Source organism: Micromonospora sp. NPDC127501 (genome assembly GCF_040302185.1).
Classification (GTDB): Bacteria; Actinomycetota; Actinomycetes; order Mycobacteriales; family Micromonosporaceae; genus Micromonospora.
This window is the reverse complement of the sequence record NZ_JBEORJ010000002.1, coordinates 59470-81622: the sequence shown is the minus strand read 5'-3', so window position 1 is coordinate 81622 and position 22153 is coordinate 59470. Positions and strand designations below refer to the sequence as shown.

Here is a 22153-nt window from a genome sequence, read left to right as displayed (position 1 = left end):
TGCACCGGAGGTGCCCAGCGATGGGCCGGCACGTGGAGGTACGGCCATCGAAAGCCAGAACAGCGGCGAGTCGCCCGGCGTGTCGCGCCCGGGTGACCAGTCGGACAACGCCGCCAAGCAGCCCAGCGGCGGTCAGGTCGATCCGTCCGGTTATGCCGCGATCCGGTCCGTGCTGCGCATCCGGCCGTTCCGCCGGCTCTGGATCGTGCTCGGCGCCGCCTCCTTCGGTGACTGGCTCGGCCTGCTGGCCACCGCCCTCTTCGCCGCCTCGCAGGTGCAGGGCAGCACCGCCCAGGGCGCCGCGTTCGGCGGGGTCACCGCGATCCGGCTGCTGCCCGCGCTGGTGCTCGGCCCGGTGGCCGGCGTCTTCGCCGACCGGTTCGACCGGCGCTGGACGATGGTCATCTGTGACCTGCTGCGCTTCGTGCTCTTCGCCTCCATTCCGCTCTACGCCCTCAGCGGCGCCGCCGGCGGCCTGGTGGTCGGCTGGGCGCTGATCGCCACCTTCCTGATCGAGTCGCTCACCCTGCTCTGGATCCCGGCCAAGGAGGCCGCGGTTCCCAACCTGATCCCGCGGGCCCGGCTGGAAGCGGCCAACCAGCTCACCCTGATCACCACGTACGGCCTCACCCCGGTGGCCGCGGCCATCGGCCTCGCCGTGCTCGACCGTGGCGTCCGTGGTGCCGTCGGCGGCGAGCTGCCCTCCTGGGCCGAGCCGGCCCAGCTCGCACTCTGGTTCAACTCCTTCTCCCGGCTCGCCACCGCACTGGTGGTGGCGTTCGGGATCAAGGAGATCAGCGAGGCGCAGCGCGGCGAGGCGGAGCGTGCCGAACAGAGCATGTTCCGGCAGTTCTCCGAGGGCTGGAAGTACATCGGTCAGACCCCGCTCGTCCGCGGCCTGGTGCTGGGCATCTTCGGCGCGTTCGCCGGTGGCGGCATCGTGGTCGGTACGGCCAAGTTCTTCGCCAACTCGCTGGGCGCCGGTGACGCCGCGTTCTCACTGCTCTTCGGCGCGATCTTCGTCGGTCTGGCGCTCGGCATCGGGCTCGGTCCGATGGTCGTCAAGGAGATGTCGCGGCGTCGCTGGTTCGGCATGAGCATCGTGCTGGCCAGCGCCGCCGTGATGACCCTCGCCTTCGCCATCCACCTGTCCATGGCGATCGTCGGCGCGGTGCTGGTCGGCGCCGGCGCCGGGATGGCCTTCCTGGCCGGCACCACCCTGCTGGGTGGGGAGGTGGCCGACGAGGTGCGCGGCCGGGTCTTCGCGGTGGTGCAGATCGGCACCCGGCTGGTGCTGATCCTGGCCATCGGGCTGAGCAGCGTGTTGGTCGGTGTCGGCGGCTCGCGCAAGCTGGAGATCGCCGATCTCGGCATCTCCGTCTCCTCCACCCGACTGCTGCTGCTCGCCGCCGGTGCCGCCGGCATCTTCGCCGGGATCAGCGCGTTCGGCCAGATGGACGACAAGAAGGGCGTACCGGTCCTCGCCGACCTGTGGGGCTCCATCCGGGGCCGTCCGCTGATGCCCTCCGAGCCGTTCGTCTCCGCCGGGCTCTTCGTGGTCTTCGAGGGCGGCGAGGGTGCTGGGAAGTCCACCCAGCTCACCGCGCTCTCCGAGCGGCTGCGCGGCCACGGTCGAGACGTCGTGGTCACCCGCGAGCCGGGGGCCACCGGCGTCGGCCGGCGAATCCGGTCGCTGGTGCTGGACACCTCCGGCGACGACGCGCCCTCTCCCCGCGCCGAGGCGCTGCTCTACGCCGCCGACCGCGCGCACCACGTGGCCACCGTCGTCCGGCCCGCGCTGGTCCGGGGCGGCGTGGTGATCAGTGACCGGTACGTCGACTCCTCCCTGGCGTATCAGGGCGCCGGCCGGACGCTGCCCGTCGACGAGGTCTCCTGGCTCTCCTCGTGGGCCACCGGTGGGCTCAAGCCCGACCTGGTGGTGCTGCTGGACGTCGAACCGCGCACCGGCCTGTCCCGGGTGGCCTCGCGCAACACCGGCACCGACCGGCTGGAGGCCGAGTCGGTCGCCTTCCACGAGCGTGTCCGGTACGCGTTCCTCGACCTCGCCGCCGCCGACCCGAAGCGCTACCTGGTGCTCGACGCGTCCCGGCCGGCCGACGAGATCACCGGGCTGGTGGTCCGGCGGGTCGAGGAGATGCTCGGCAAGCCGGGCGGCATCGTGCACCCGCGGCCGGCGCAGGGCCCGGACACCTCGGTGCAGCCTGAGTTATCCGACGCGGAGCTGGTGACGATGGAGCACAAGACCTGATGCCGGACGTCTTCGCCGACCTGGTCGGTCAGGACGAGGCGGTGGTCGAACTGCGGCGCGCCGCAGCCGCGGCAGCCGCCGTGCTGCGTGCTGGCGCGGCCGCGTTGGTCACCGCCGGCCCGGCCAGCGGTAACGAGTCCGCGGCCGACGACGCCGCGACCGGCGGGCTGGACCCGGCCGCCGGGATGACCCACGCGTGGATCTTCACCGGGCCACCCGGCTCCGGCCGCTCGGTCGCCGCACGGGCGTTCGCCGCCGCACTCCAGTGCGTGCACGGCACCGGCTGCGGTGAGTGCCCCGGCTGCCACACCACCATGGGCGGCAGCCACGCCGACGTGCGGATGGTGGTGCCGGAAGGGCTCTCCATCGGCGTCGGCGAGATGCGCGCGCTGGTGCTCCGCGCTGCCAGCACACCCTCCGGCGGGCGCTGGCAGGTGGTGGTCGTCGAGGACGCCGACCGACTCACCGAGGCCGCCGGCAACGCGCTGCTCAAGGCGATCGAGGAACCCCCACCGCGGACGGTCTTCCTGCTCTGCGCCCCGTCCACCCACCCGGACGACATCTCGGTGACCATCCGGTCGCGCTGTCGGGTCGTACCCCTGCGGCAGCCGCCGGCCGCCGCGGTGGCCGAGGTGCTGGTTCGTCGGGACGGCATCGCCCCCGACGTGGCGCAGTGGGCGGCGGCGGCCGCGCAGGGCCACGTGGGACGGGCCCGCCGGCTGGCCCGCGACCCGGAGGCCCGCAAACGACGTGAGGCGGTGCTCGCGGTGCCCCGCCGGTTGACCGGTGTCGGCGCGGCGTTCGACGCGGCGTCGGCGCTGATCGAGGCGGCCGAGGCGGAGGCCGAGGCGTCGGTCACCGAGGCCGACACGACCGAGCGGGCGGCACTGGAGACCGCGCTCGGCGCGGGCGGCACCGGCCGGGGCGCGGCCGGCGCCATGCGAGGCGCTGCCGGGCAGCTCAAGGAGCTGGAGAAGCGGCAGAAGTCCCGGGCCACCCGGGCCCAGCGCGACGCTCTGGACCGGGCGCTGGTCGACCTCGCGGGCTTCTACCGGGACGCGCTCACCATGGCGCTGAGCGCACCCGTCGCTCCGGTGCACACCGACACGGCCACGCTGGCCGGCGCCGGCGCGCAGAAGTGGGACGCCGAGGGGGCGCTGCGCCGGTTGGAGGCCGTGCTCGCCTGCCGTGCGGCGATCGAGGCGAACGTCAAGCCGCGGATCGCGGTCGAGGCGATGATGCTCGCCCTCTGGAAGGGCTGACGCGCACTTTCCGGCCGTTGTCCACAGGCATCGACAGGCCCGATTGCGGTGCGGTACGGTCCCTGTGCCGTGGTGACGGTGGCACCACACTGAGTGATGGATCACCCGGGAGGAGTCGGCCGATGCCGCGGGGGGAGATCGACGAAGCCTGGATCGAGGAGGCGGTGCGACGCTACCGCCGGATCGAGTCCCTCCAGGCCGAGTTCGACCAGGCGGTGTCGACCGTCGAGGTGACCGTCCGCTCGCCGGACGGCCTGGTCGAGGTGGTGGTCACTGCCGGTGGACGGATCACCGACGTCCGGTTCCTCGGGCCGCTGCACACCCGCAGCCCGCGCGACGTTGCCGGTTCCGTGCAGGCCGCGGTCACCGCGGCGGCCGACGCCGCCGAATGGGCCCGGGAAAAGCTGCACAACGAGACGTTCGCCGCCTACCGACCGCTCGCGGGGGCCTGAGATGGACACACTGCGCGCGCTCTCCGCCCGACTGGACGAGGCGAGCGCCACGCTCACCGTCGTTTCGCACACCGTCACCGCCAGCGATCCGGCCCAGGCCGCGTTCGGCGCCGACGCACCGGGCCGCCCGGGCGAGATCGGTCGGGCGCTGCACCGGCAGTGGACCACCGCCACCGACGACCGGGCCCGGGAGGCCCGCGCCGCTGCCGGTCGACTGGCCGCCGCCGCAGCGGCCGTGCGGGAGGCCGCCGACCGCTACGCCGAGGTCGACCGGGCGGCCCGCCGCCGGCTCACCGGGGAACCGTGATGGACGCGCTGGACCGGCTCGCCGAGCCCGGCCTCGACCTGCTCCGCCGGGTGGACAGGCTGATAGCGGCCGGCGTCCCCGAGGGGCACCGGGTCTGGCCGCTGCTGCGCCGCATGCAGGTGCTGCCGGGCGACGCGGTCCGCGGCTTCCTCGACCTGCACCCGGTGCCGCTCGCCAGCGCCGGCCACGCGGTGCGCCGGCTCGTCCGGGGGTACGACGACGTCTCCGCCGCGCTCACCGACTCGGTGCTCTGGTCCGGTCCGGCCGCCACGGCGTACGGGCAACAGCGGGCGGCGCTGCTGCGCCACCTCGACGAGGGGCCGGACAGCCTGGTCGGGCGACTCGAATCCACCGCCGGTTACGCCGACGCCCTCGCCGACTGGGTGGAGGGCAGCCGACTCGCACTGGCCCGCACCCTCGCCGACGTGCTCCGCTCGGCCGAAGCGGTCGCCGTGGTCGCCTCCACCGCCACCGGTGCGTCGACGCGCCCCGGGCCGGTCGGGCCCGGTGTGGCCGACGCCGCCGAGATCGCCGCACGGGTGCTGGCGGTGCTCTGCGTCGCGTACGACGGTGCGGAGACGCTGCTGCGCCAGTGGGCGCCGAGCCTGGCCGAGACCGCGTGGCGTCCGCCAACGGACGGACGACCCCGCTACGACCAGCCCACCCGGGTCGGCTGGTAACCGAGCCCGGCCCTCCGGCCGTGGCGGTGTCGCCCCGGACAGGCCACGGCGTCGCTCGCGGGCGCCTGACCTGAGCCGGCGCCCACGGCGACGCCGTGGTCTTCCCCCTGCACCCCCCGCAGGTCTGCCTCCACTCAACGCCGCCGAGGCCCGTCTTGTCTCCTGCCCGGCCCCGGATTCAACCGTCCGGGCGAGCAGCAACGGCACGACGGGACGCCCGGCAATAGGTCAAGTCGACCGTCATGAATGGCAGCGGGACGTAACCGGCCGGTGCGCCTTGCGCCGTGACCCGTCGTAGGGTGGGGGGATGGGCATGCTCTGCGCGGTCAGCTTCAACCGGTACGGGCGGCTCTACTACCTCGACCCGGGCGAGTTACGTCCGCAGGTGGGCGACCGGGTGCTGGTGCCCACCGATGACGGGCCCGAGGTGGCGGAGTGCGTGTGGGCCGCCCAGTGGGTGACCGAGGACACCGACGGCTTCCCCCGCCTGGTCGGGCTGGCCGGTGACGACGACCTCCTCCGGGACGAGGCGTTGCGTCGGCGCAAGGCCGAGGCGAAGGTGGCCGCGAAACGGCTGATCCGCGCGCACGGCCTGCCGATGAAGGTGGTGGCGGTCGACCATGTGCTCGGCTCCGCCGAGAGCGGCGGTGAGCGCAGCACCGTGTACTTCACCGCCCCGCACCGGGTGGACTTCCGGTCCCTGGTCCGCGACCTGGGCGCGACCCTGCACTGTCGGGTGGAGTTGCGCCAGCTCTCCGCACGCGACTCCGCACGGGTGCAGGGCGGCATCGGCTCCTGCGGTCGGGACCTGTGCTGCGCCACGTTCCTCACCGACTTCGAGCCGGTGACCATCCGGATGGCGAAGGACCAGGACCTACCGCTCAACCCGTTGCGCATCTCCGGCGCGTGCGGCCGGCTGATGTGCTGCCTCAAGTACGAGCACCCGCTGTACCAGCGCTTTCAGGAGACCGCCCCGGCGGTCGGCAGCCGGGTCTCCACCCCCGAGGGTGACGGCCGGGTCGTCGGCCACAGCGTCCCCCGCGACGCGGTGACCGTACGCCTGGACGCCGACGGCTCCCGCTGCTCCTGCTCCCGAGCCTCCGTCTGCGCCCCCCGCCAAGCCCACGACCAGCACTACACCCCCTAACCCCGCCCGCCCTTCCCCCTTCCCCCCGGCGCCCTCCCTCCCTCCGCCGCCCAGTCCAGTTGATCAAGAAGTTTGCGTCAGGAATCGGGTCCGTCGTGACGCAAACTTCTTGATCAACTTTGTGGTCAGGGGGTGCGTGGGGTGGGTGGGTTAGTGGAGGACTGTGGGGGGTTCGGTTAGGTGGGGGGTCAGGGGGGACTTGGGGATCAGCCAACTTTGGGTGGGGGACTGGTCGGGGTTCACCTGCCAGTCGCGGGCGACCCGGTCCACCCCCAACGGGTAGATGGTCAACGTGCCGTCCGGGTCGATGCGCAGCCGCAGGAACGACTTGGAATCCTCGATGCCCTGGCCGGCGAAGAGTTCATTGACGTTCACTCCGAAGGAGCCGGCCACCAGCAGGTACGCCGCGACGAGTTGGCTGGCGACCAGACCGATCACCGGGCCGTAGAGCACCGCCGCGGCGACCGCCGGCAGCGGCCACGGCCAGTCGTAGAACGGCAGCGCCAACCAGACCCAGGTGCCGGCGGCGCCCAGGGCCACCTGCGCCACGCCGTGGCCGACGCCGAGGATCCAGTGCCGCGCGTGGCGTTTGCCGCTCGCGCTCGGCGGCTTGGCGAACAGGGCCGCCGCGATCACCGTCACGAGCACCATCACCACCAGCGGGACGCTGAACAGCCGCTGGTTGGTGCTGTCGGCCCAGTTCGCCGTCGCACCGGCCATGGCCAGCATCAGCAGGGTGTGCAGGGTGCCGAGCAACGTGGTGAAGCCGGGATTGCGCAACGGCAACCGGGGGAAGATGCCCCAGCCGTAGCGGCGCGACCGCGCGGCGTCCGGGTAACGGGCCACCAGGTCGTACGGCTGGGCGGAGCTGGCCTTGCGGGCCAGCGTGTCCCGCGGTGGCACCTCGATGCGCTCTGGCAGCTTGTGCGTGGGGTAGAGGTACGCCCCTCCACCACCGCAGGTGATCAACTCCCGGTCCGGCCCGGAGTAGCGGGCATAGTGGTGCAGGTCGCCCGAGAGCAACAGTCGCACCCGCGCCCCGGTCGGATCGATGATCGTGCGGATGAAGTAGTCGATCGAGTCGTACGCCGTGGGGTTGTCGGCGGCCTTGACCCAGGTCGGCGCCGGCGCCGCGATGATCACCTTGGACTCCGGCCCGAGCCGCCGGGCCACCTCGTCGAAGTAGGCCAGCTGCGGGTCGTCCAGGTACGAGCCGGACTGGTCGTCCACGCCGAGCAACCACCAGTCGGCCGGCAACTCCACAGCAAAGTACGAGCGGGACTGCCCGGTGCCCCAGCCAGCGAAGTTGCGGTCCCGGGAGCGGACGAACAACCGCAGGAAAGCGGTGAGACCGTCGTACCAGTCGTGGTTGCCCGGCACCGCGAAGAGCGTCGGCTTCTCGGCCGGCGCAACCGGCAGGGCGGCCTGGTAGGGGCCCTTGCACCGGTCCTCGTACGCGGCGTAGGCCGCCGACGGGTACACCTGGTCGCCGCCCATCACGAGGGTCTGCGCCCGGGGCAGGCGGTGCCCGTCGACGGTCAGCTCGGGTTGCGCCAGCAGGTACGCCACCGAGTAGGTGGCGTTGAAGCCGTCACCCAGGTCGGCCACGTAGTCGAGCCACAGCCCGCCGTCCGGCCCGACCTGGTGGAAGACGCCGTCGCCGAACGCGTTCTGCAACTCGCGCTTGTCAAGGTACGCCCCGAAGAGCACCGCCAGCAGCGTCCGGATGCCGGTGCTGATCAACAGGAACGGCGCCAGCCACGGCACCGGCTTGCGCGGTGTGAAACCCAGCTCCAGCGGGTCGGTGCTACGCGGCCGATGGGCGGCGCGTTCACCGGCCGGCGCACGGTCAGGGCGTTCGGTGGGCTCGACCTGACGTTCGGGATGGTCGCGTTCGTCGCTCACCCGCCGCAGCGTAGTGCCGGACCCGATCATCCGCTGTCCGGTAAGCGTCCAGATGGCGGACGATGTCCGGTTGGTGCTGGCGGGCGCGACGGGGGTATCCCGTTCGGTCGGTGCCGCCGGGGTGCCGTACACTTGCTGATCGTTGCCGCCTTAGCTCAGTCGGCTAGAGCGACGCACTCGTAATGCGTAGGTCGACGGTTCGATTCCGTCAGGCGGCTCGGTACAGAAGCCCAGGTCATCGGCCTGGGCTTCGCCGTTTCCCAAGGTCGACGACACCGCCGCCGACCGTGCCAGTCCGCAAATAGTCCGCATCCCGCGCCGCGACCGCCTCGTCCAGCCAATTGGCGACCGCGTCCAGGTCGTCACCGAAGAGGCCCGCGTACACGTCCAGGGTCATCGACGCCGAGGCGTGCCCGAGCATCCGCTGCACCGCCTTGACGTTGGCGCCCGCCGCCACGGCCAGACTCGCCGCCGTGTGCCGCAGGTCGTGGGGAGTCAACCCGTCCAGGCCGACCGACGCAGCAGCCGGCGCGAAGATCCGCGAACGGAAGTTGGTGTTGCGCAGCGGCCCACCGTGCGGAGCGGTGAACACCAGATCCTCGCGCCGCTTCCCGGCGACGTGTGCCGCCAGCTCGTCGACGAGGAATCGCGGGATCGGCACCGACCGGCGCTGGTGGTTCTTCGGCGTGCCCTCCACCAGCTCGCCGCCGACCTCCGCGAAGGCCACCGCCACGGTCACCCGACGCCGCAGCAGATCCAGCCGGGACACCCGCAGCGCCGACGCCTCGCCCCACCGCAGCCCGGTGTAGGCCAGAAACCGCACGAGCAGACCGTACCGACCGCACGCCTCCGCGAGCATCGCCACCTGGTCGTGGTCGAGGAACACCGGTTCTTCCGGTGGGGCGCTCCACCTTGTCCCCGTCCGGGGAGGCTGGACGGTCTGGCGACTGCCCGACGAGGAGATCCGCTGAACAGAGGCGAGGCGTAGATTACTTGCGCCTGACGGTTCTCACTGCCTGGCCAGGACGCCAAGACCTTACGACTAGTTCATCGGCCTCGACCGACGTAAACACCGCTTCTTCAAGCTCCAAGCGGAAGGCGTGGAACCCGCCCGGCGGCTCGCCACCCGAGGTGTAGGTGGCCTTCTCGCTGCCGGTTACCTCAATCGCCAGTCCGGCGACCTTGGCATCACCGCCTTTGGCGGGGTGAGCATGGATCGCACACCGACCGTCGCGTTGAAGATCGCGCGCCTTGACCGCGTTGAGCATCGATCCGAACGACAGGTCCGGTCCCTGAAAAGCCACCTCTGACCCGCTGACGCGAGGTGACCCGTCCCTCCGTAGCGTTGCGAGGACGTGTGTCTCAGCTTCCTCAAACCGTGCCCGGATCAGCCTCGCGAGCTCGGCCGCCTCACTCTCGAACTGCCTCCAAGTAGCCATGACTGCCAGTGTGGCTGCGAGCACTGACAGAAAGATGGCCCAGAGGCGCCGCAGTCCGCATCTGGTCCGCAAGAGGTCGACGGGCGGCGGGGGAGTGGTGAGAGGTGCCGAGAGATGTTTCCGCTGGTAGGAGGCCACTCGGCCAGGTCGCCGGGTCGCCCGTCTTGATCTCGTAATGCGTAGGTCGACGGTTCGATTCCGTCAGGCGGCTCCATAGAAAGGCCCAGGTCACCGGCTTGATCGCCGATCATGACCTGGGCCTTTTGATTGCCGCCGCTAGGGCGAGCAGCCAAGAGAGCAGCCGATCTACTCACCGGACCACAGCGCCCCTTCCAGCCGTGCCGCAGCTTCCCGCGCGACCTCGGAGGCCACGTGTGCGTAGATGTTGAGAGTGACGCTGATGAGAGTGGCCGAGGATCTCCATGACCACGCGGGCGGGCACGCCCTGGGCGAGAAGGACGCTGGCCGCCGTGTGCCGCAGATCGTGAAGACGGACCTGCCGTAGGCCAGCCGCCGGGTGATTTCTCGGAACGACCGGTAGTCGTTCATCACTTCGTCGTAGATCCGGCAAAGTTCGACTTCTACGCCATGGATTGCTACCGGCTGGCAGGCGGGGATCGCCTAGCGGAGATGTACGCCGGGCAGGTGATTCGGTCGTCGACGGACCCGGATGGCACCGAGCGTAAGCCGACGCGCATCGCAGAGGCGCGGGTCACGCTCGGGGTAGTCGCTGCCCGGTCAGGCGACCTTGAGCTGGCGGTCGCTCACGGACGTCGGGCGTTGGAGGGTGACCGCAAGTCGTTGCCGTCTCTATTGATGTGCTCCAGGTAGTTGGCGACGCTACTGCGGGGGCGTTACCCGAACGAGCCGGAGGCCCTGTCGTACTTGGACGAGGTTCGGACCCTTAGCCCGAGCTGACGTCGGGTTCGCTCTCGCCTGTGCTGGCCTGACTGGGACGACCGCCGACTCCGGGACGCGGTCGGCTCTCGTGCCAGGACACCAGGCGGGTCGGGCGCCACATGTGGGTGCGCGACCGTCGCATCGGGCTCGGGCATCTGGCCCCGATTCCGGTAGTTGGACACGGTTGCCACCTTGGCCCGAGGTGTGCGGCCACGTCGGTGCGGCGTCTCGTCCAGGCTGACGGAAGTCCCTGGCGTGAGCACTCCCGTGACGCAGCCACGCAACCACCGGAGTGCAAGCCAGCGGCCGGACTGCCGGCGTGCCTAGTCCCACCACATCCTTGACGGATCCGTCCCAGCGCATGCTTGACAGTCGACCTTGATGCGCAAGACTACGGGCCGCCGATGTCACAGGAGGATGGCGTGGATTCGTTGGACTTGGAACTCTTCGCGGACTACCACCAGATCCACCTGAGCGACGAGGGGTCAACGGGCGACCTCAGCGAGGCATGGACCGGCCAGGCTGCTGTCGACCGACTGGCCGTAGTCGATGACGCGGTAGCCCTCGGCACGTCGGTCAACGTTACGGTCGCCGTCAGAGTTGATGTGCTGGACGCCCCGCCTGCCGACGACCTCGCCGACTACGACCATGTAGTCGAGGGAGGTATGCAGGTTCAGTCAGGCCGAATCGTCATCATGGGCTGCACCGACTACGAGCCGGACGCTGCGAGGTTCCGGGTGCCGCCGGGACCGGTTCGTGTCCGGGCGGCGAGTAGCAACCTGGCCGAGGCAGAACGCTTGGGGATCGACTCCGACGAATCCCCACAGACGATGGAGCGGCTGCGGGTGCAGGTGTGGCCCGCCCCGCCCGGGCAGCCGGTTGTGTTGAAGCGCTGGGAGCCGTCGGTCGCTTAGCGACGCTAGCGACTCAACACTGTTGGCGACGCGATCATGTCAAGCGTCTGGTGGGACGCGAGTGTCAAGCATCTCCAGTGAGGGGGCAGCCGGACTGCCGGCGATGTCGGGTCTCAGGCGTGCGTGACAGATCAGTCTCGGGACATGGGTGACACGTCCGGATAGATGATCTACCGATCATGGCCGCGGATGTGCATGCCCTGGCTAGTTGGGGTTTGCAGGGACTTCGATGTGGATTGGCTCTTGATGAGGCCGACGGTGTCCACCAAGGCTTGGTCAACGCCGACGAGCTCGAGCATCAAGTTTGGCCAGCACATCCACGGCAGGGTGCCGGGGGATGAACGCGCCGCGAGCGACGTTCGTAGCCCACCCAACGCCTTTTCGCCCTCCACCTTGGCAAGAGGGCCGGACAGCGCCACACGATTGCGCCGCTTGCGGGCCGGTGGTGGTGGCGGACAACCGATCGCATCCACACCCGAACTTAAAGCGTCGCCGCCAGCAGATCGGAAAGCTCGCGGGAGGCCTGATCCGTCACGCCGCGATTGTCGCAGTGCTGCCCGCAATCATCCACGGCAGACTTGCCGCCACCAGTTCTCATCCAGTCCTCAAGAGTTTGAGTCTCGACCGTCGAGAGTGAGAGCTACCGAGAAGGGTTCCGCGGGCCAAGCGCGGTTCGTGCAGGTAGACCGAGGTGGGCAACCTGATCTCGTAATGCGTAGGTCGACGGTTCGATTCCGTCCGGCTCGGCACAGAAGCCCAGGTCATTGGCCTGGGCTTCTGCCGTTTCCTGAGGCTGATCACGGCGCCACCACCGCAACACTGGACGGCACCACGTAGGTCCCAGCCCTCTTACCGCAGCATGTCCGCGTCGCCCGTTTCCTGATCGACAGCCACCCGCAGTGGCCATCCGAAACTGACAACGTGGCAACGCCGCGCACCGGTCACGGTCACCACCTCCTCGACGGTCACCCCCTGCACGGTCGGCGGTTCGCGCAGGTCCTGACGGTCGCCTAGGCGGCGGGCCAGGAAGCGCATCGCGATCTGGACCGCCTCGTCAGTGTCAACCACGAGACGACAGTACGTAGTGGAGGTCCAACCCGGCCATCCATGGACCGTCGCCTCCGTCGTGTTCCGACCCCACAGTCGGCCGTGAGGGCTGCCTGGTGCTCGGACACCGCACGTGATGTCATCTGCGCATGAGCGTGCCGCAGTCGGTTGAGGCGTTGTGCGACGAACTACGTCGGCGCGCAGGTTCGGGTCATCAGGTAGACCTTTGGGTGCCCGACGACCTGTCGCATGGGGGTACGGCAGCACCTGTCGAGCCGACCGGGATCGCCATGGCCATCATCGTCGACACCGCGTTGTCGCTTGACCTGTGGCCGGAAGGCTTCACCCAGGGAATCGGTGGGCGCACGTACCACTACAGGCGCAACGACTGATCCCGGTCAGCGATGGACCGCGGGTGGGCGACGTGAAGTCGTGATCCACGTTCCCGAGCGATCGGTTCGACGTGGCGGGCTCTGTCTGTCAGGGCCCGCGCGGTGGTCATATGTTCAGTAGGCCGCCGTTGCGCAGGGCATCATCCTTGATCGCGATGAGATTCGCGGAGACGTACGGGATGTTGTGCGCCTGGTGCCATTCGCTCGGGAAGTACGTGACCAGCCGCGACGCCTGGAATCGGCATTTGATTTCAGGTACGAACCGAGAATACTTGGCGTCCGTGAAGTACCAGAACGAATTTTCGTTGTAGAACGCCACATGCGTGGGGTCCTGGTAGGCGCCTCGACCGTCGGTGCTGGGGGTCAGCGACAACAGCATCCCGTTCGGCGCGAGCAGTCGGTACAGCTCGTTGAACAGCGCGATCTTGTCCGGGATGTGTTCCAGGAAGTCCACCGCCCGAATGACTCCGACGCTGTCGTCCGGCAGGTCGACACCTTTCGTGATGTCGCAGACGATGTCCACACCCGATGCGTCGTGGTAATCCAGCCCGAGATACCCTTCCGGCTTGTTGTGAGCGGCGCCCAGGTCGAGCGCCAGGAGTCCCTGCCGACGTGACCAGGCCAGCGCATTGTGTTGAATGTTCCGGTCGTAGATCTCCACCGTGCGCTGCTGGATGCGAGCGTTGACATCTGGGATGCGTTGTGTGTTCTTGGCATGCATACGTTGGAGGTACAGGCATTTCTGAATGTGATGGAACTCGCTCACCTGGTACATCCGAGCCATGAGATCGGCATCGTCCGCAACGTCGAGCGATTCGTCGTACCCGCCGACCTTCTCGTAGATGTCCCGACGGAACGCCCGTACGTGGTTCGGTGCGTACCAGATGTAGCTCACATTGTGTGGCGTCGGCGGCAGCGCCCGACAGACCAGAACTTCGCGGCCGTCCACCTTGTCGTCGTAGTGCCGCCAGCCGAACGAACTCGCGAAACGGTCTTCAGAGCGGCCGCCGTCCTCCTGGATCTGCGCGGTGTCGCTGTAGACGAACCCCACCTCAGGGTTGGAGTCGAAGGCGTCGACGATCTCTTGCAGGCAGTCGCTGCTGAGCAGGTCGTCGTCGTCCAACTCGACCAGGATGTCACCGGCAGCCTCGGCGCAGGCGTACCCCTTCACTGCGCCGACGCCGTTCAGGTTGTCCTGGACAATGAGCCGGATCCGATCGTCGTGCCTCTCGGGCCGCCACCGCGACCCCTGATTGAGGATGACCACCCATTCCCAGTCGGTGAAGGTCTGCGCGACGAGCGATTCGAAGCATTCGTCGATGAAGCGGGTGCGGTTGCTCCCCGTGAACACCGTTACGCGAGGTCTGCGCATTGAGCCAATCACCGACCCGCCGGAGTCGAAGACCGGTCGGTAGGAGTTGTACGGTACTTCGCGGGAACGGCCGAGGTGAGCCCCTTGTCCAGACGGATCGCCGCCTTGAAGGCGTCCCGCGCTGCCGCGTCCTCACCGGACTGGGACAGCAACATGCCCAGTCGGAGGTAGGCGGTCGACGACTTGTCGTCGATCGACACGACCTTGCGGTAGATGTCTATCGCCGTCGTCGGCGCCTTGCCTTCCAGTGCGATGGCCTTGTTGTAGAGGGCCGGCTTGTAGTTGGCGTCGGCCGCCAGTGCCTTGTCGTAGTTACTGATCGCCTCGTCGGCCTGGTTGCGCGACTGGGCGATGTAGCCCAGGTTGAACCAGGCGAACTTGTTGTCGGCCTCGGCGTCCAGCAGCTTCTCGAAGGTGGCCTTCGCCGCGTCGAAGTTGCCGGCCTGGCCCTGCTCGACACCGAGCTTGAGCAGATCCGCTGGCGTAGTTTCGGTGCCGCCGTTCGTCTTGCCGGCGTTGTTCGTCTGCGGCTTTTCAGCAGGCTTGTCGCTGCATGCCGTGACTCCGGTCAGCAGAACCGCACCGCAGGCGAGCGACCCGAATATCTGACGCATGTTCATTACTCCTCCTCGACGGTAACGGGGCGGTTCGACCCGCTGTTCGGCCGGTTGGCCTCGCTACTGTTGGACGTCGCCCGGCCCGACGTGTTGGACGGAGCCGTCAATACCAGCGGTGTCGCGAGTGAAATGCAGGAGACCCAGATGTCGGCGCCTCCGCCGGTGAAGGTGAACTGGTAGCCACTGCTTGAGAGTGGCTGGATGAGCACCGGGTTGACGCCTGCTCCCGAGAGCTGATAGCCGGTTCCGACAGCAATGTCTCCGGGCTCGCAGCCGAAATCGACAGGGGTGTCTGCGATCACGGTCAGCGGGCCTTGAATGTAGGCGGCCTCGATTCCGTTGCCCGCCACGCCCTGCGGGCCTTGGGCGCCCGTGGCGCCCTGGGGTCCTGGCACGCCCTGAAGTCCTTGTGCCCCCGTGTCTCCCTGGGCCCCCTGCGCACCTTGGGCGCCTTGGAAACCTTGAGTTCCGGTGGCGCCTTGTGCGCCTGCGTCGCCCTGAGCGCCGGTGGCGCCCTGGAAGCCTTGTGCGCCCGCGTCGCCCTGTGGGCCTTGAGCGCCGGTGGCGCCTTGGGCGCCTGCGTCGCCTTGCGGGCCTTGGGCGCCGGTGGCGCCTTGTGCGCCCGCGTCGCCCTGAGCGCCGGTGGCGCCTTGGAAGCCTTGGAAGCCTTGGGCGCCTTGGGCGCCCGCGTCGCCTTGCGGGCCTTGGGCACCGGTGGCGCCTTGGGCGCCTGCGTCGCCTTGCGGGCCTTGGGCGCCGGTGGCGCCTTGTGCGCCCGCGTCGCCCTGAGCGCCGGTGGCGCCTTGGAAGCCTTGGGCGCCTTGAGCACCCGCGTCGCCCTGTGGGCCCTGAGCGCCAGTCGCACCTTGAGCGCCCGCGTCGCCTTGCGGGCCTTGAGCGCCGGTGGCACCTTGTGCGCCCGCGTCGCCTTGCGGGCCCTGTGCGCCATTCGCGCTTTGAGCACCCGCCTCGCCCTGCGGGCCCTGAGCGCCCGCGTCGCCCTGAGCCCCGGTGGCGCCTTGGAAGCCTTGAGCGCCTTGTGCGCCCGCGTCGCCTTGCGGGCCTTGAGCGCCGGTGGCGCCTTGGGCGCCCGCGTCGCCCTGTGGGCCTTGAGCGCCGGTGGCGCCTTGGAAGCCTTGGGCGCCCGCGTCGCCTTGCGGGCCTTGGGCACCGGTGGCGCCTTGAGCGCCCGCGTCGCCTTGCGGGCCTTGGGCACCGGTGGCGCCTTGAGCGCCCGCGTCGCCTTGCGGGCCTTGGGCACCGGTGGCGCCTTGGGCGCCCGCGTCGCCTTGCGGGCCTTGGGTCCCGGTGGCGCCTTGGAAGCCTTGAGCGCCTTGTGCGCCCGCGTCGCCCTGTGGGCCTTGAGCGCCGGTGGCGCCTTGAGCGCCCGCGTCGCCCTGCACGCCTTGAGCGCCGGTGGCGCCTTGGAAGCCTTGGGCGCCCGCATCGCCTTGCGGGCCCTGGGCGCCGGTGGCGCCTTGGGCGCCCGCGTCGCCCTGCGACCCTTGAGCCCCGGTCGACCCTTGAGCACCCACGTCGCCCTGGGCGCCCTGGGGGCCTTGAGCGCCGTGCTTGTCGTGCGGGTAGTCCCCCTTGTCCTTGTCGTGACCGCCCCAGGGGCTCTGCCAGCCCTGCGGACCGTAGTCCGTTTGTCCGTCGGGGTACTGGTCCCACGAATCGTGGGGTCCGTCGCCGTCTTGGCTGACAGTCGACCAGGATGACGGCCACCCGCCGTGTTGGCCCAGCGGACCAGGCGTACCGATGTGTACGTCCTGTGCGGACGGCTTCGTTTCTACCGGCTGCCCTGCGGTTGCGGGCCCACCCGTCATTCCGACTACCAGTAGGGCGGAGCTCAGCCCTGAAGCGGTCCGGCCGTGGTTGCGGCTGCGCCGCGGCCGTCGGTTGTTGCTCATGACCCCTCCAGAGCCACCCTGGATACACCCAGAGCTACCTACTAGTCACCTGACGTCATTGTTGGGCGAGTCGTAGCGTATTCGACTGATTGATCGGTCGAGAGGGGTTTTGACCGTACTTGGGTACATTTAGGAAAAGGCGGAACTTACTTGCGATAGGGCATAAGCACTGGCCATCGCGTTGCGGACCCCGATCCTAAGGACTCGTCACGTTCGGCGGTGGCTGACCGCCAACGAAACGACCCGAGGGTTGGTCCGGGACCAGGGCGGCCCGCGGTAGGTGCGGCGCCCATGCTGGGAAGCTGCCACCTCGTTGTCGTGTACGGAACGACGGCACGCGAAGGCCTGGGGTGTCAGCCTCGCGCTTCCCGTCCCGGCGTTGTCTCCGCAAGTGCGGCGGCCACCCGGGGCGCCTCGCGTCGGCCCTGCTCGCGGGCTGCCGCCACGAGCGCGGGCGCGACGGAGCGGTCCATCACGGTGGTCCCCTGCGCTCGTTTGGAGGCCGGGTCCCGGAGCAGCAACTCCACCCGGCGACCCGTTCCCAGCGCGGCTCGCTGCTTGTCGATGCGCGCCCAGGGCCCGATCGCGGCGGTGCTCGGCGCGAGGGCGATGACCGGGCCGTTTCCGGGGGCGAGGTCGAGGTTGAGGGTCGACCGCATGCCGCCGTCCATGTAGCGGCGGTCGCCGATGCTGACCGGGGCCGCGGAGATCGGCATGGCGCAGCTCGCCGCGACGGCGTCCACCAGGGGGACGCCGTCGTGCCGGGTGATGGTGCGGCTCGCGCCGGTCCCGGTGTCGACGACCACGATGCGAAGGTCCACGTCGTCCGGCCAGGCGTGGTTGGGCAGTCGGGCCTCGGCTATCCGGCGCTGCCGGGACGGGTCGTCGATGCGTGCGGCGAGGGCGAGTCGACCGAGGCGGCGAGCGGCCTGCTCGGGGGTGCGCGCGAACAGTTGTGCCCGCGCGAGCCGAAGCAGGTGGAGAAGGCCCGGTGCGGGTGAGGTTTCGTGGGCGAGACCGCCGCGTTGGCGCTCGAAGAGTTCCTCGAGTGGGGTGCCGCTGGCGAGCTGAGCGCCGACAACGGCACCGGAGCTGGTGCCGACGAGGACGGCCTCCGGGGCAACTGTCACTCCCTCGTCCGCGAGCCCCGTGAGGATGCCGACTTCCCAGGCGATGCCGGCCACTCCACCGCCACCGAGCACCCAGATGGGCCGCGCGTCGTTCGTCATCAGCCACCTCATTCGGTCGATACTGCAAACGCTGTACGCAGTTTAAGCTAGCAGCGGCGAGGAAGGATTGACAACGGGCGATCAGGGCTCGCGCCGTCCGACGAGGATCCCGCCGAGCCGGCTCTCCGCCGAGGCGACGGTGGTCTGCGAGTCGACAGTGAAGCCGCTCTGGCGCAGCCAGGCGGCCACCTGGGCTGGCTGCCGACGATGGACGCGCACGTTCATCGGGTGCCCGCCGTAGCCCTCGGTCTTGAGGGTCGTCTCGTCGCCCACGTGGAAGCCGAGCAGCAGGGGGCCACCGGGGCGCACCACCCGCCGGAAGTGCGCGAACACTACGCCGATCTGGTCGTCAGGGATGTGGATGAGGGAGTACCAGGCGACCAGGCCGGCGACCGAGCCGTCGGCCAGATCGAGGTCGGTCATCGAGCCGACCTCGAACCTCAGCTCAGGGTGGTCACGGCGGGCCACGGCGATCATCCCGGGCGAGAGATCGATCCCGAAGGCGTCGACGCCGAGCGTGTGCAGGTGGGCGGTGATCCGACCCGTCCCGCAGCCCACATCCGCGACCGGCCCGCCGCCGGCACCCTGCACGAGCTCGGCGAACGATGCCAGGGCTGCTCGTTCGTACGGTGCCTCCGCCAGGAGGTCACGGACCAGGTGCGCGTAGCTGACCGCGACCGTGTCATAGGAGGTGCGGGTCGCTGTCAACCACTCGTCGTCGTCCACCCGGCAACGCTAGAGCAGCGGCACGACAACCGGTCAATGTGGAGGGCCGACGGGGCTGACGGCCGGAAGTGTCGGCGGTGGTCGATATGGTCCGGCGGTGACCGTGACCACCGATGCCCCCGGGACGCTGCCCACCCCCGCCGACGAGGCCCGGCTGTGGGCACTCATCGAGGCGGCCTGGGCCGAGTTGGGCGCCGAGCCCTTGGCGCTGCGGCAGGCCCTCGTCGAGCGGGACCCTGCCGGCGACGACGGGGACGACGATGATGACGGTCCGTCCTGCGCGATCGACGCCTGGCTCGATGCCTTCCTGGAGCACCTCGGGCAGTTGACCGTCGAGCTGACCGGGCAGGAGTTGACGGATCTCGACCGGGTGGTGGAGCGCAAGCTGCACGACATCGATCGGGAGGACATCCACGAGGTGACCGACGGGTCGGACGACGGCTTCCTCTACGCCCGGGGCTTCATCGTGGCCCTGGGGCGGTCGTACTACGAGGCGGTTCTCGCCGACCCCGCGATGGCGCTGCTGGACGCCGACTGCGAAGGCATGTGCTACTTCTTCGCGCACCTGCACAACGACCGGTTCGGTTCCTGGCCGGAGACCGGCTCGGGGATCTCCCGGGAGTCGTTCGGCAACCCGGCCGGCTGGTCGACCTGACCGGAGCCCGGCGAATCAGTCAGGGCCGTGCCGCCCGAAGTGGGGCTGCCTCCGTCGCGGCAGCTCGATGCGCCACGAGTGATCGAGCCGAACCTCACGCCTTCTCAAGCACGATCAAGTGGTACTCCAGCCAGCGCCGTGACAATCCGGCCTGCAACGCTGAACCGCCGATCATGTTGGCCCAGAACGGCATCTCGACAAGACGGTTGCGAAGCCGTGGCAGCAGGGCTGTGGCGCCGACGGCCAGCTTGATCACGCGGTCGCGGGGCCGCCCGAGGTGCAGGTACGGCGTGAGATCCAGGTCCTCGACCAGGCGCAGGCCCGCGCGCTCGGACATGGCGACCAGCTCGGCCACGGTATGCAAGCTTCCGACGCGCCAGCCGGCACGGAACTGGTCGAGACAACGTTCCCGAGCGGCGAGCCCGCGATCCTTCTCGGTCGCCCAGTCGTCGCACAGGATGAGGCGACCTCCAGGGCGCAGCCGAGCCACCAGGGACGGGATCAGGTTCTCCAGCGACGGCGAATGAACGACCGCCTCCACGGCGACCATGGCGTCGTAGTGCGGTTCCGCGGGCAGCTCGGCGAAGTCGGCGCAGATCACGTCACAGCGGTCGGTCAGTCCTTCGCGGTCGAACCGCTTCGCTGCGATCTCGGCCTGCACTCGGCTGATGGTCACCCCGGAGACGAACCCGTCCACCTCGCGGGCCAGGCGAACCATCGTCCCGCCCACACCACAGCCAAGGTCGAGCACCCTTGCGCTTCCCGCCGGGACGTGCCCGCGCAAGCGCTCGATCATGAGGCGGTTGACGGTGTCCATGGCCGCTGCCGTGTTCGCGACGTCCGGCGTCCACACGCCACGATGGATGGCGTCACTGCCCGGGCTCTCGGCAACCAGGAGGAACCGACGCGTGTTGTCGTCGTAGTAGTCAGCGACGCGACCAACATGGCCGGACGCACCCTGCTCAGTTGTCGAGCTCATCGACGAAAGCTATCAGGCGACTGCCAGAGTCATCGCTCTCGGTAAGCAGGGGTTGACGAACCGGTGTCGTCCGACAGTGCGATCCTGTCGTGCGGCGGGGTCAGACGTAGATCTTCGTGGCGTAGGCCGGGCCGTAGTGCCGTTCCAGGTCTTCGAGGCTCTCCGTCGGGGCCTCGACCTCCTTGATCAGGCGTGCCCGGGACGGCAGTGCCTCGGGCTGCCAGGTCTCCGGCCGCCACAGCGCGGACCGCAGGAACGCCTTCGCGCAGTGGTAGAAGATCTGCTCGATCTCCACCACCACGGCGAGCACCGGCCGGTGCCCCTTGACCACCATGTCGTCGAACCAGGGCGCGTCACTGACCAGACGGGCCCGCCCGTTGATCCGCAGCGTGTCGGTCCGCCCGGGAATCAGGAAGAGCAACCCGATGTGCGGGTTGTCGAGGATGTTGCGGTAGCCGTCGGCCCGCCTGTTGCCGGGCCGCTCGGGCAGCGCGATGGTCGTGTCGTCCAGCACCAGGGCGAACCCGGCCGGGTCGCCCTTGGGCGAGACGTCGCAGCTGCCGTCCGCGCCGGCCGTGGCCATCAGACAGAACGGCGAGGCGCCGAGCCACTCGCGGTCCCGTTCGTGCAGCCGGGTGCGTTCCTTGCTGGCGGCCCGCGCGTTCGGCACGCCGAGAAGCTCGCGCAACTCCTCGTGCGAGGTGATCTCCACCGTCACGTTGATCCTCCCTCAGCCGTTGACCCGGTGGCGGGCACCACCGTCGTCAGCCTAGGCCGCCGTGACCAGCGCGAGGTTTGTGCCTGGTTGCCGGGGGTACGGCCTCACCCGACGCGCTCGCCCGCACGAGACCATTCCGCAGGACGCCGACCAGTGGAGGCCGGGAGATGGAGAGCCGACTCAAGGTACTGGGTCACCCAGTCCATCCGATGCTGGTGATGTTCCCGGTCGCGCTGCTGGCCACAGCGGTGCTGTTCGACGTGGTGGACACCGTCGGCGGTCCCGACTTCCTCGGCGAGGTCGCGTACTGGAACATCACCGTCGGCCTGATCGGCGGTCTGCTCGCCGCGGCGGCCGGCTCGTTCGACCTGCTGGCGATTCCGACCGGCACCCGCGCCAAGCGGGTGGGTCTGCTGCACGCGGGCGCCAACGTCGCGGTGATCCTGCTGTTCGCCGCCGTGTGGGCGGTGCGGCTCAACGCGGATTCCCGGGCCGCCGGTGGGTCACTGGTCGCCATCGAGGTGGTCGCGCTGGCGATTCTCGGCATCAGCGCCTGGCTCGGTGGTGAGCTGGTCGACCGGCTCGGTGTGGGCGTCGACAGTGACGCCGGCCTGGACGCGCCCAGCTCACTACGGCCGCCGGCGGCCACCCAGCGGATCGGAGAGGTGTGATGAGCGAGCAGCAGTTCGGCGGCTTCGGCCGGGGGTGGCGCGGCGGTCGGCAGCAGGGCTGGGACCCGATGGGGGAGTTGCAGTCGCTGCGCTCCGAGTTGAGTCGCCTGGTCGGTGGTCGCGGCGGGGCGTCCGACGTCGAGTTGACCGAGACCTCGGACGGCTGGGAGGTCGTCGTCCGGCTGCCCGGGGTGGCGCCGGAGGAGGTGGCCGTCGAGTTGGACGACCGCGAGTTGTGCGTGCGGGCCCGCTCGGAGGCGGAGGTCAACGCCGACCAGGGCATCCCCGGCGGCTTCGAGACACGCGGCTTCGAGTACCGGGTCAACCTGCCGGCGCGGGTCGACCCGGACACCATCGACGCGGTGATGGACCACGGCCTGCTCCGGGTTCGGCTGCCACGGGCGACCCGGCCCGCGCCGCGCACCATCACCGTCGGCCGCACCGGGCCGCGTTCCGGCGACCTCTCCACGGGTACGCCGATGCCAGCCGATCCCGCAGCGGACCGGGAGCTGCACCGCCCGGACACCGCCGGCGAGATCGACCGGCCGTAGCGGGTCGG

The 22153-nt window shown here is 69.8% G+C and carries 24 protein-coding genes and 1 tRNA gene; 12 read left to right on the top strand and 13 right to left on the bottom strand.

Annotated features, from left to right (window positions below):
• Nucleotides 1-169 precede the first annotated feature (169 nt).
• The 6 genes from tmk to ABTW72_RS04330 all read left to right on the top strand — a co-directional run bounded on the left by tmk (nt 170) and on the right by ABTW72_RS04330 (nt 6117).
• On the top strand, nt 170-2269 hold the full coding sequence (tmk, locus tag ABTW72_RS04355) for a dTMP kinase (RefSeq protein WP_350855380.1): 2100 nt from the start codon (nt 170-172) through the stop codon (nt 2267-2269).
• Nucleotides 2269-3531: a DNA polymerase III subunit delta' gene (locus ABTW72_RS04350; protein ID WP_350854193.1), complete on the top strand. Its 1263-nt coding sequence runs from the start codon at nt 2269-2271 to the stop codon at nt 3529-3531. The genes tmk and ABTW72_RS04350 overlap by 1 nt, the downstream gene beginning before the upstream one ends.
• 122 nt (nt 3532-3653) lie before the next feature.
• A complete protein-coding gene (locus ABTW72_RS04345; RefSeq protein WP_007454690.1) occupies nt 3654-3983 on the top strand; it encodes a YbaB/EbfC family nucleoid-associated protein in 330 nt (109 codons plus the stop codon).
• Nucleotide 3984: 1 nt separating this feature from the next.
• The gene (locus tag ABTW72_RS04340; RefSeq protein WP_112725261.1) at nt 3985-4290 is read left to right on the top strand and encodes a type VII secretion target; all 306 of its coding nucleotides are present in this window, start codon (nt 3985-3987) and stop codon (nt 4288-4290) included.
• Complete coding sequence (locus tag ABTW72_RS04335) at nt 4290-4970, top strand: hypothetical protein (protein ID WP_350854185.1); 681 nt, start codon at nt 4290-4292, stop codon at nt 4968-4970. Before ABTW72_RS04340 ends, ABTW72_RS04335 begins: the two co-directional genes overlap by 1 nt.
• A gap of 307 nt (nt 4971-5277) precedes the next feature.
• Entirely contained in the window at nt 5278-6117 is an 840-nt protein-coding gene (locus ABTW72_RS04330) for a PSP1 domain-containing protein (protein ID WP_350854182.1), read from the top strand.
• A 150-nt stretch (nt 6118-6267) separates the two neighbouring features.
• On the opposite strand, the gene ABTW72_RS04325 is transcribed toward ABTW72_RS04330, so the two are convergent.
• Nucleotides 6268-8022 carry a metallophosphoesterase family protein gene (locus ABTW72_RS04325; protein WP_350854179.1) on the bottom strand — a complete coding sequence of 585 codons (1755 nt, stop codon included), beginning with the start codon at nt 8020-8022 and terminating at the stop codon, nt 6268-6270.
• Nucleotides 8023-8166: 144 nt separating this feature from the next.
• Between ABTW72_RS04325 and ABTW72_RS04320 the strand changes: the two genes are divergently transcribed.
• Nucleotides 8167-8240: transfer RNA gene (locus ABTW72_RS04320), tRNA-Thr, on the top strand.
• A 17-nt stretch (nt 8241-8257) separates the two neighbouring features.
• On the opposite strand, the gene ABTW72_RS04315 is transcribed toward ABTW72_RS04320, so the two are convergent.
• The 3 genes from ABTW72_RS04315 to ABTW72_RS04305 all read right to left on the bottom strand — a co-directional run bounded on the left by ABTW72_RS04315 (nt 8258) and on the right by ABTW72_RS04305 (nt 10032).
• On the bottom strand, nt 8258-8908 hold the full coding sequence (locus tag ABTW72_RS04315; protein ID WP_350854176.1) for a tyrosine-type recombinase/integrase: 651 nt from the start codon (nt 8906-8908) through the stop codon (nt 8258-8260).
• Nucleotides 8909-9011: 103 nt separating this feature from the next.
• Complete coding sequence (locus ABTW72_RS04310; RefSeq protein WP_350854173.1) at nt 9012-9461, bottom strand: pyridoxamine 5'-phosphate oxidase family protein; 450 nt, start codon at nt 9459-9461, stop codon at nt 9012-9014.
• Between the two features lie 310 nt (nt 9462-9771).
• Nucleotides 9772-10032, bottom strand: a complete 261-nt coding sequence (locus ABTW72_RS04305; protein ID WP_350854170.1) for a tyrosine-type recombinase/integrase — start codon at nt 10030-10032, stop codon at nt 9772-9774.
• A gap of 751 nt (nt 10033-10783) precedes the next feature.
• On the opposite strand from ABTW72_RS04305, the gene ABTW72_RS04300 reads away from it, so the two are divergent.
• Nucleotides 10784-11275, top strand: a complete 492-nt coding sequence (locus ABTW72_RS04300; RefSeq protein WP_350854167.1) for a hypothetical protein — start codon at nt 10784-10786, stop codon at nt 11273-11275.
• A gap of 170 nt (nt 11276-11445) precedes the next feature.
• On the opposite strand, the gene ABTW72_RS04295 is transcribed toward ABTW72_RS04300, so the two are convergent.
• Nucleotides 11446-11748 (bottom strand): hypothetical protein, encoded by a 303-nt coding sequence (locus tag ABTW72_RS04295; RefSeq protein ID WP_350854164.1) that lies wholly within the window; start codon nt 11746-11748, stop codon nt 11446-11448.
• A gap of 376 nt (nt 11749-12124) precedes the next feature.
• Nucleotides 12125-12343 carry a hypothetical protein gene (locus tag ABTW72_RS04290; RefSeq protein WP_350854162.1) on the bottom strand — a complete coding sequence of 73 codons (219 nt, stop codon included), beginning with the start codon at nt 12341-12343 and terminating at the stop codon, nt 12125-12127.
• Between the two features lie 128 nt (nt 12344-12471).
• Here ABTW72_RS04290 and ABTW72_RS04285 point away from each other — a divergent pair, with 128 nt between their 5' ends.
• Nucleotides 12472-12714, top strand: a complete 243-nt coding sequence (locus tag ABTW72_RS04285) for a hypothetical protein (RefSeq protein ID WP_350854159.1) — start codon at nt 12472-12474, stop codon at nt 12712-12714.
• 106 nt (nt 12715-12820) lie between these two features.
• On the opposite strand, the gene ABTW72_RS04280 is transcribed toward ABTW72_RS04285, so the two are convergent.
• The 5 genes from ABTW72_RS04280 to ABTW72_RS04260 all read right to left on the bottom strand — a co-directional run bounded on the left by ABTW72_RS04280 (nt 12821) and on the right by ABTW72_RS04260 (nt 18571).
• Nucleotides 12821-14065 carry a glycosyltransferase gene (locus ABTW72_RS04280; protein WP_350854156.1) on the bottom strand — a complete coding sequence of 415 codons (1245 nt, stop codon included), beginning with the start codon at nt 14063-14065 and terminating at the stop codon, nt 12821-12823.
• 29 nt (nt 14066-14094) lie between these two features.
• Nucleotides 14095-14706 carry a tetratricopeptide repeat protein gene (locus ABTW72_RS04275; RefSeq protein ID WP_350854154.1) on the bottom strand — a complete coding sequence of 204 codons (612 nt, stop codon included), beginning with the start codon at nt 14704-14706 and terminating at the stop codon, nt 14095-14097.
• A complete protein-coding gene (locus tag ABTW72_RS04270; protein WP_350854151.1) occupies nt 14706-15098 on the bottom strand; it encodes a hypothetical protein in 393 nt (130 codons plus the stop codon). The genes ABTW72_RS04275 and ABTW72_RS04270 overlap by 1 nt, the downstream gene beginning before the upstream one ends.
• Nucleotides 15099-16969: 1871 nt before the next feature.
• On the bottom strand, nt 16970-17845 hold the full coding sequence (locus tag ABTW72_RS04265; RefSeq protein ID WP_350854149.1) for a patatin-like phospholipase family protein: 876 nt from the start codon (nt 17843-17845) through the stop codon (nt 16970-16972).
• An 81-nt stretch (nt 17846-17926) separates the two neighbouring features.
• Entirely contained in the window at nt 17927-18571 is a 645-nt protein-coding gene (locus tag ABTW72_RS04260; protein WP_350854146.1) for a class I SAM-dependent DNA methyltransferase, read from the bottom strand.
• A 97-nt stretch (nt 18572-18668) separates the two neighbouring features.
• On the opposite strand from ABTW72_RS04260, the gene ABTW72_RS04255 reads away from it, so the two are divergent.
• Nucleotides 18669-19226: a DUF4240 domain-containing protein gene (locus ABTW72_RS04255; RefSeq protein WP_350854143.1), complete on the top strand. Its 558-nt coding sequence runs from the start codon at nt 18669-18671 to the stop codon at nt 19224-19226.
• Between the two features lie 94 nt (nt 19227-19320).
• On the opposite strand, the gene ABTW72_RS04250 is transcribed toward ABTW72_RS04255, so the two are convergent.
• Both ABTW72_RS04250 and ABTW72_RS04245 read right to left on the bottom strand, forming a co-directional pair.
• A complete protein-coding gene (locus tag ABTW72_RS04250; RefSeq protein ID WP_350854140.1) occupies nt 19321-20205 on the bottom strand; it encodes a class I SAM-dependent methyltransferase in 885 nt (294 codons plus the stop codon).
• A 100-nt stretch (nt 20206-20305) separates the two neighbouring features.
• Complete coding sequence (locus ABTW72_RS04245; protein ID WP_350854137.1) at nt 20306-20923, bottom strand: pyridoxamine 5'-phosphate oxidase family protein; 618 nt, start codon at nt 20921-20923, stop codon at nt 20306-20308.
• A 167-nt stretch (nt 20924-21090) separates the two neighbouring features.
• Here ABTW72_RS04245 and ABTW72_RS04240 point away from each other — a divergent pair, with 167 nt between their 5' ends.
• Nucleotides 21091-21594 carry a DUF2231 domain-containing protein gene (locus ABTW72_RS04240; RefSeq protein WP_350854134.1) on the top strand — a complete coding sequence of 168 codons (504 nt, stop codon included), beginning with the start codon at nt 21091-21093 and terminating at the stop codon, nt 21592-21594.
• A complete protein-coding gene (locus ABTW72_RS04235; protein WP_350854131.1) occupies nt 21594-22145 on the top strand; it encodes an Hsp20/alpha crystallin family protein in 552 nt (183 codons plus the stop codon). Before ABTW72_RS04240 ends, ABTW72_RS04235 begins: the two co-directional genes overlap by 1 nt.
• The last annotated feature ends 8 nt before the right edge of the window (nt 22146-22153 follow it).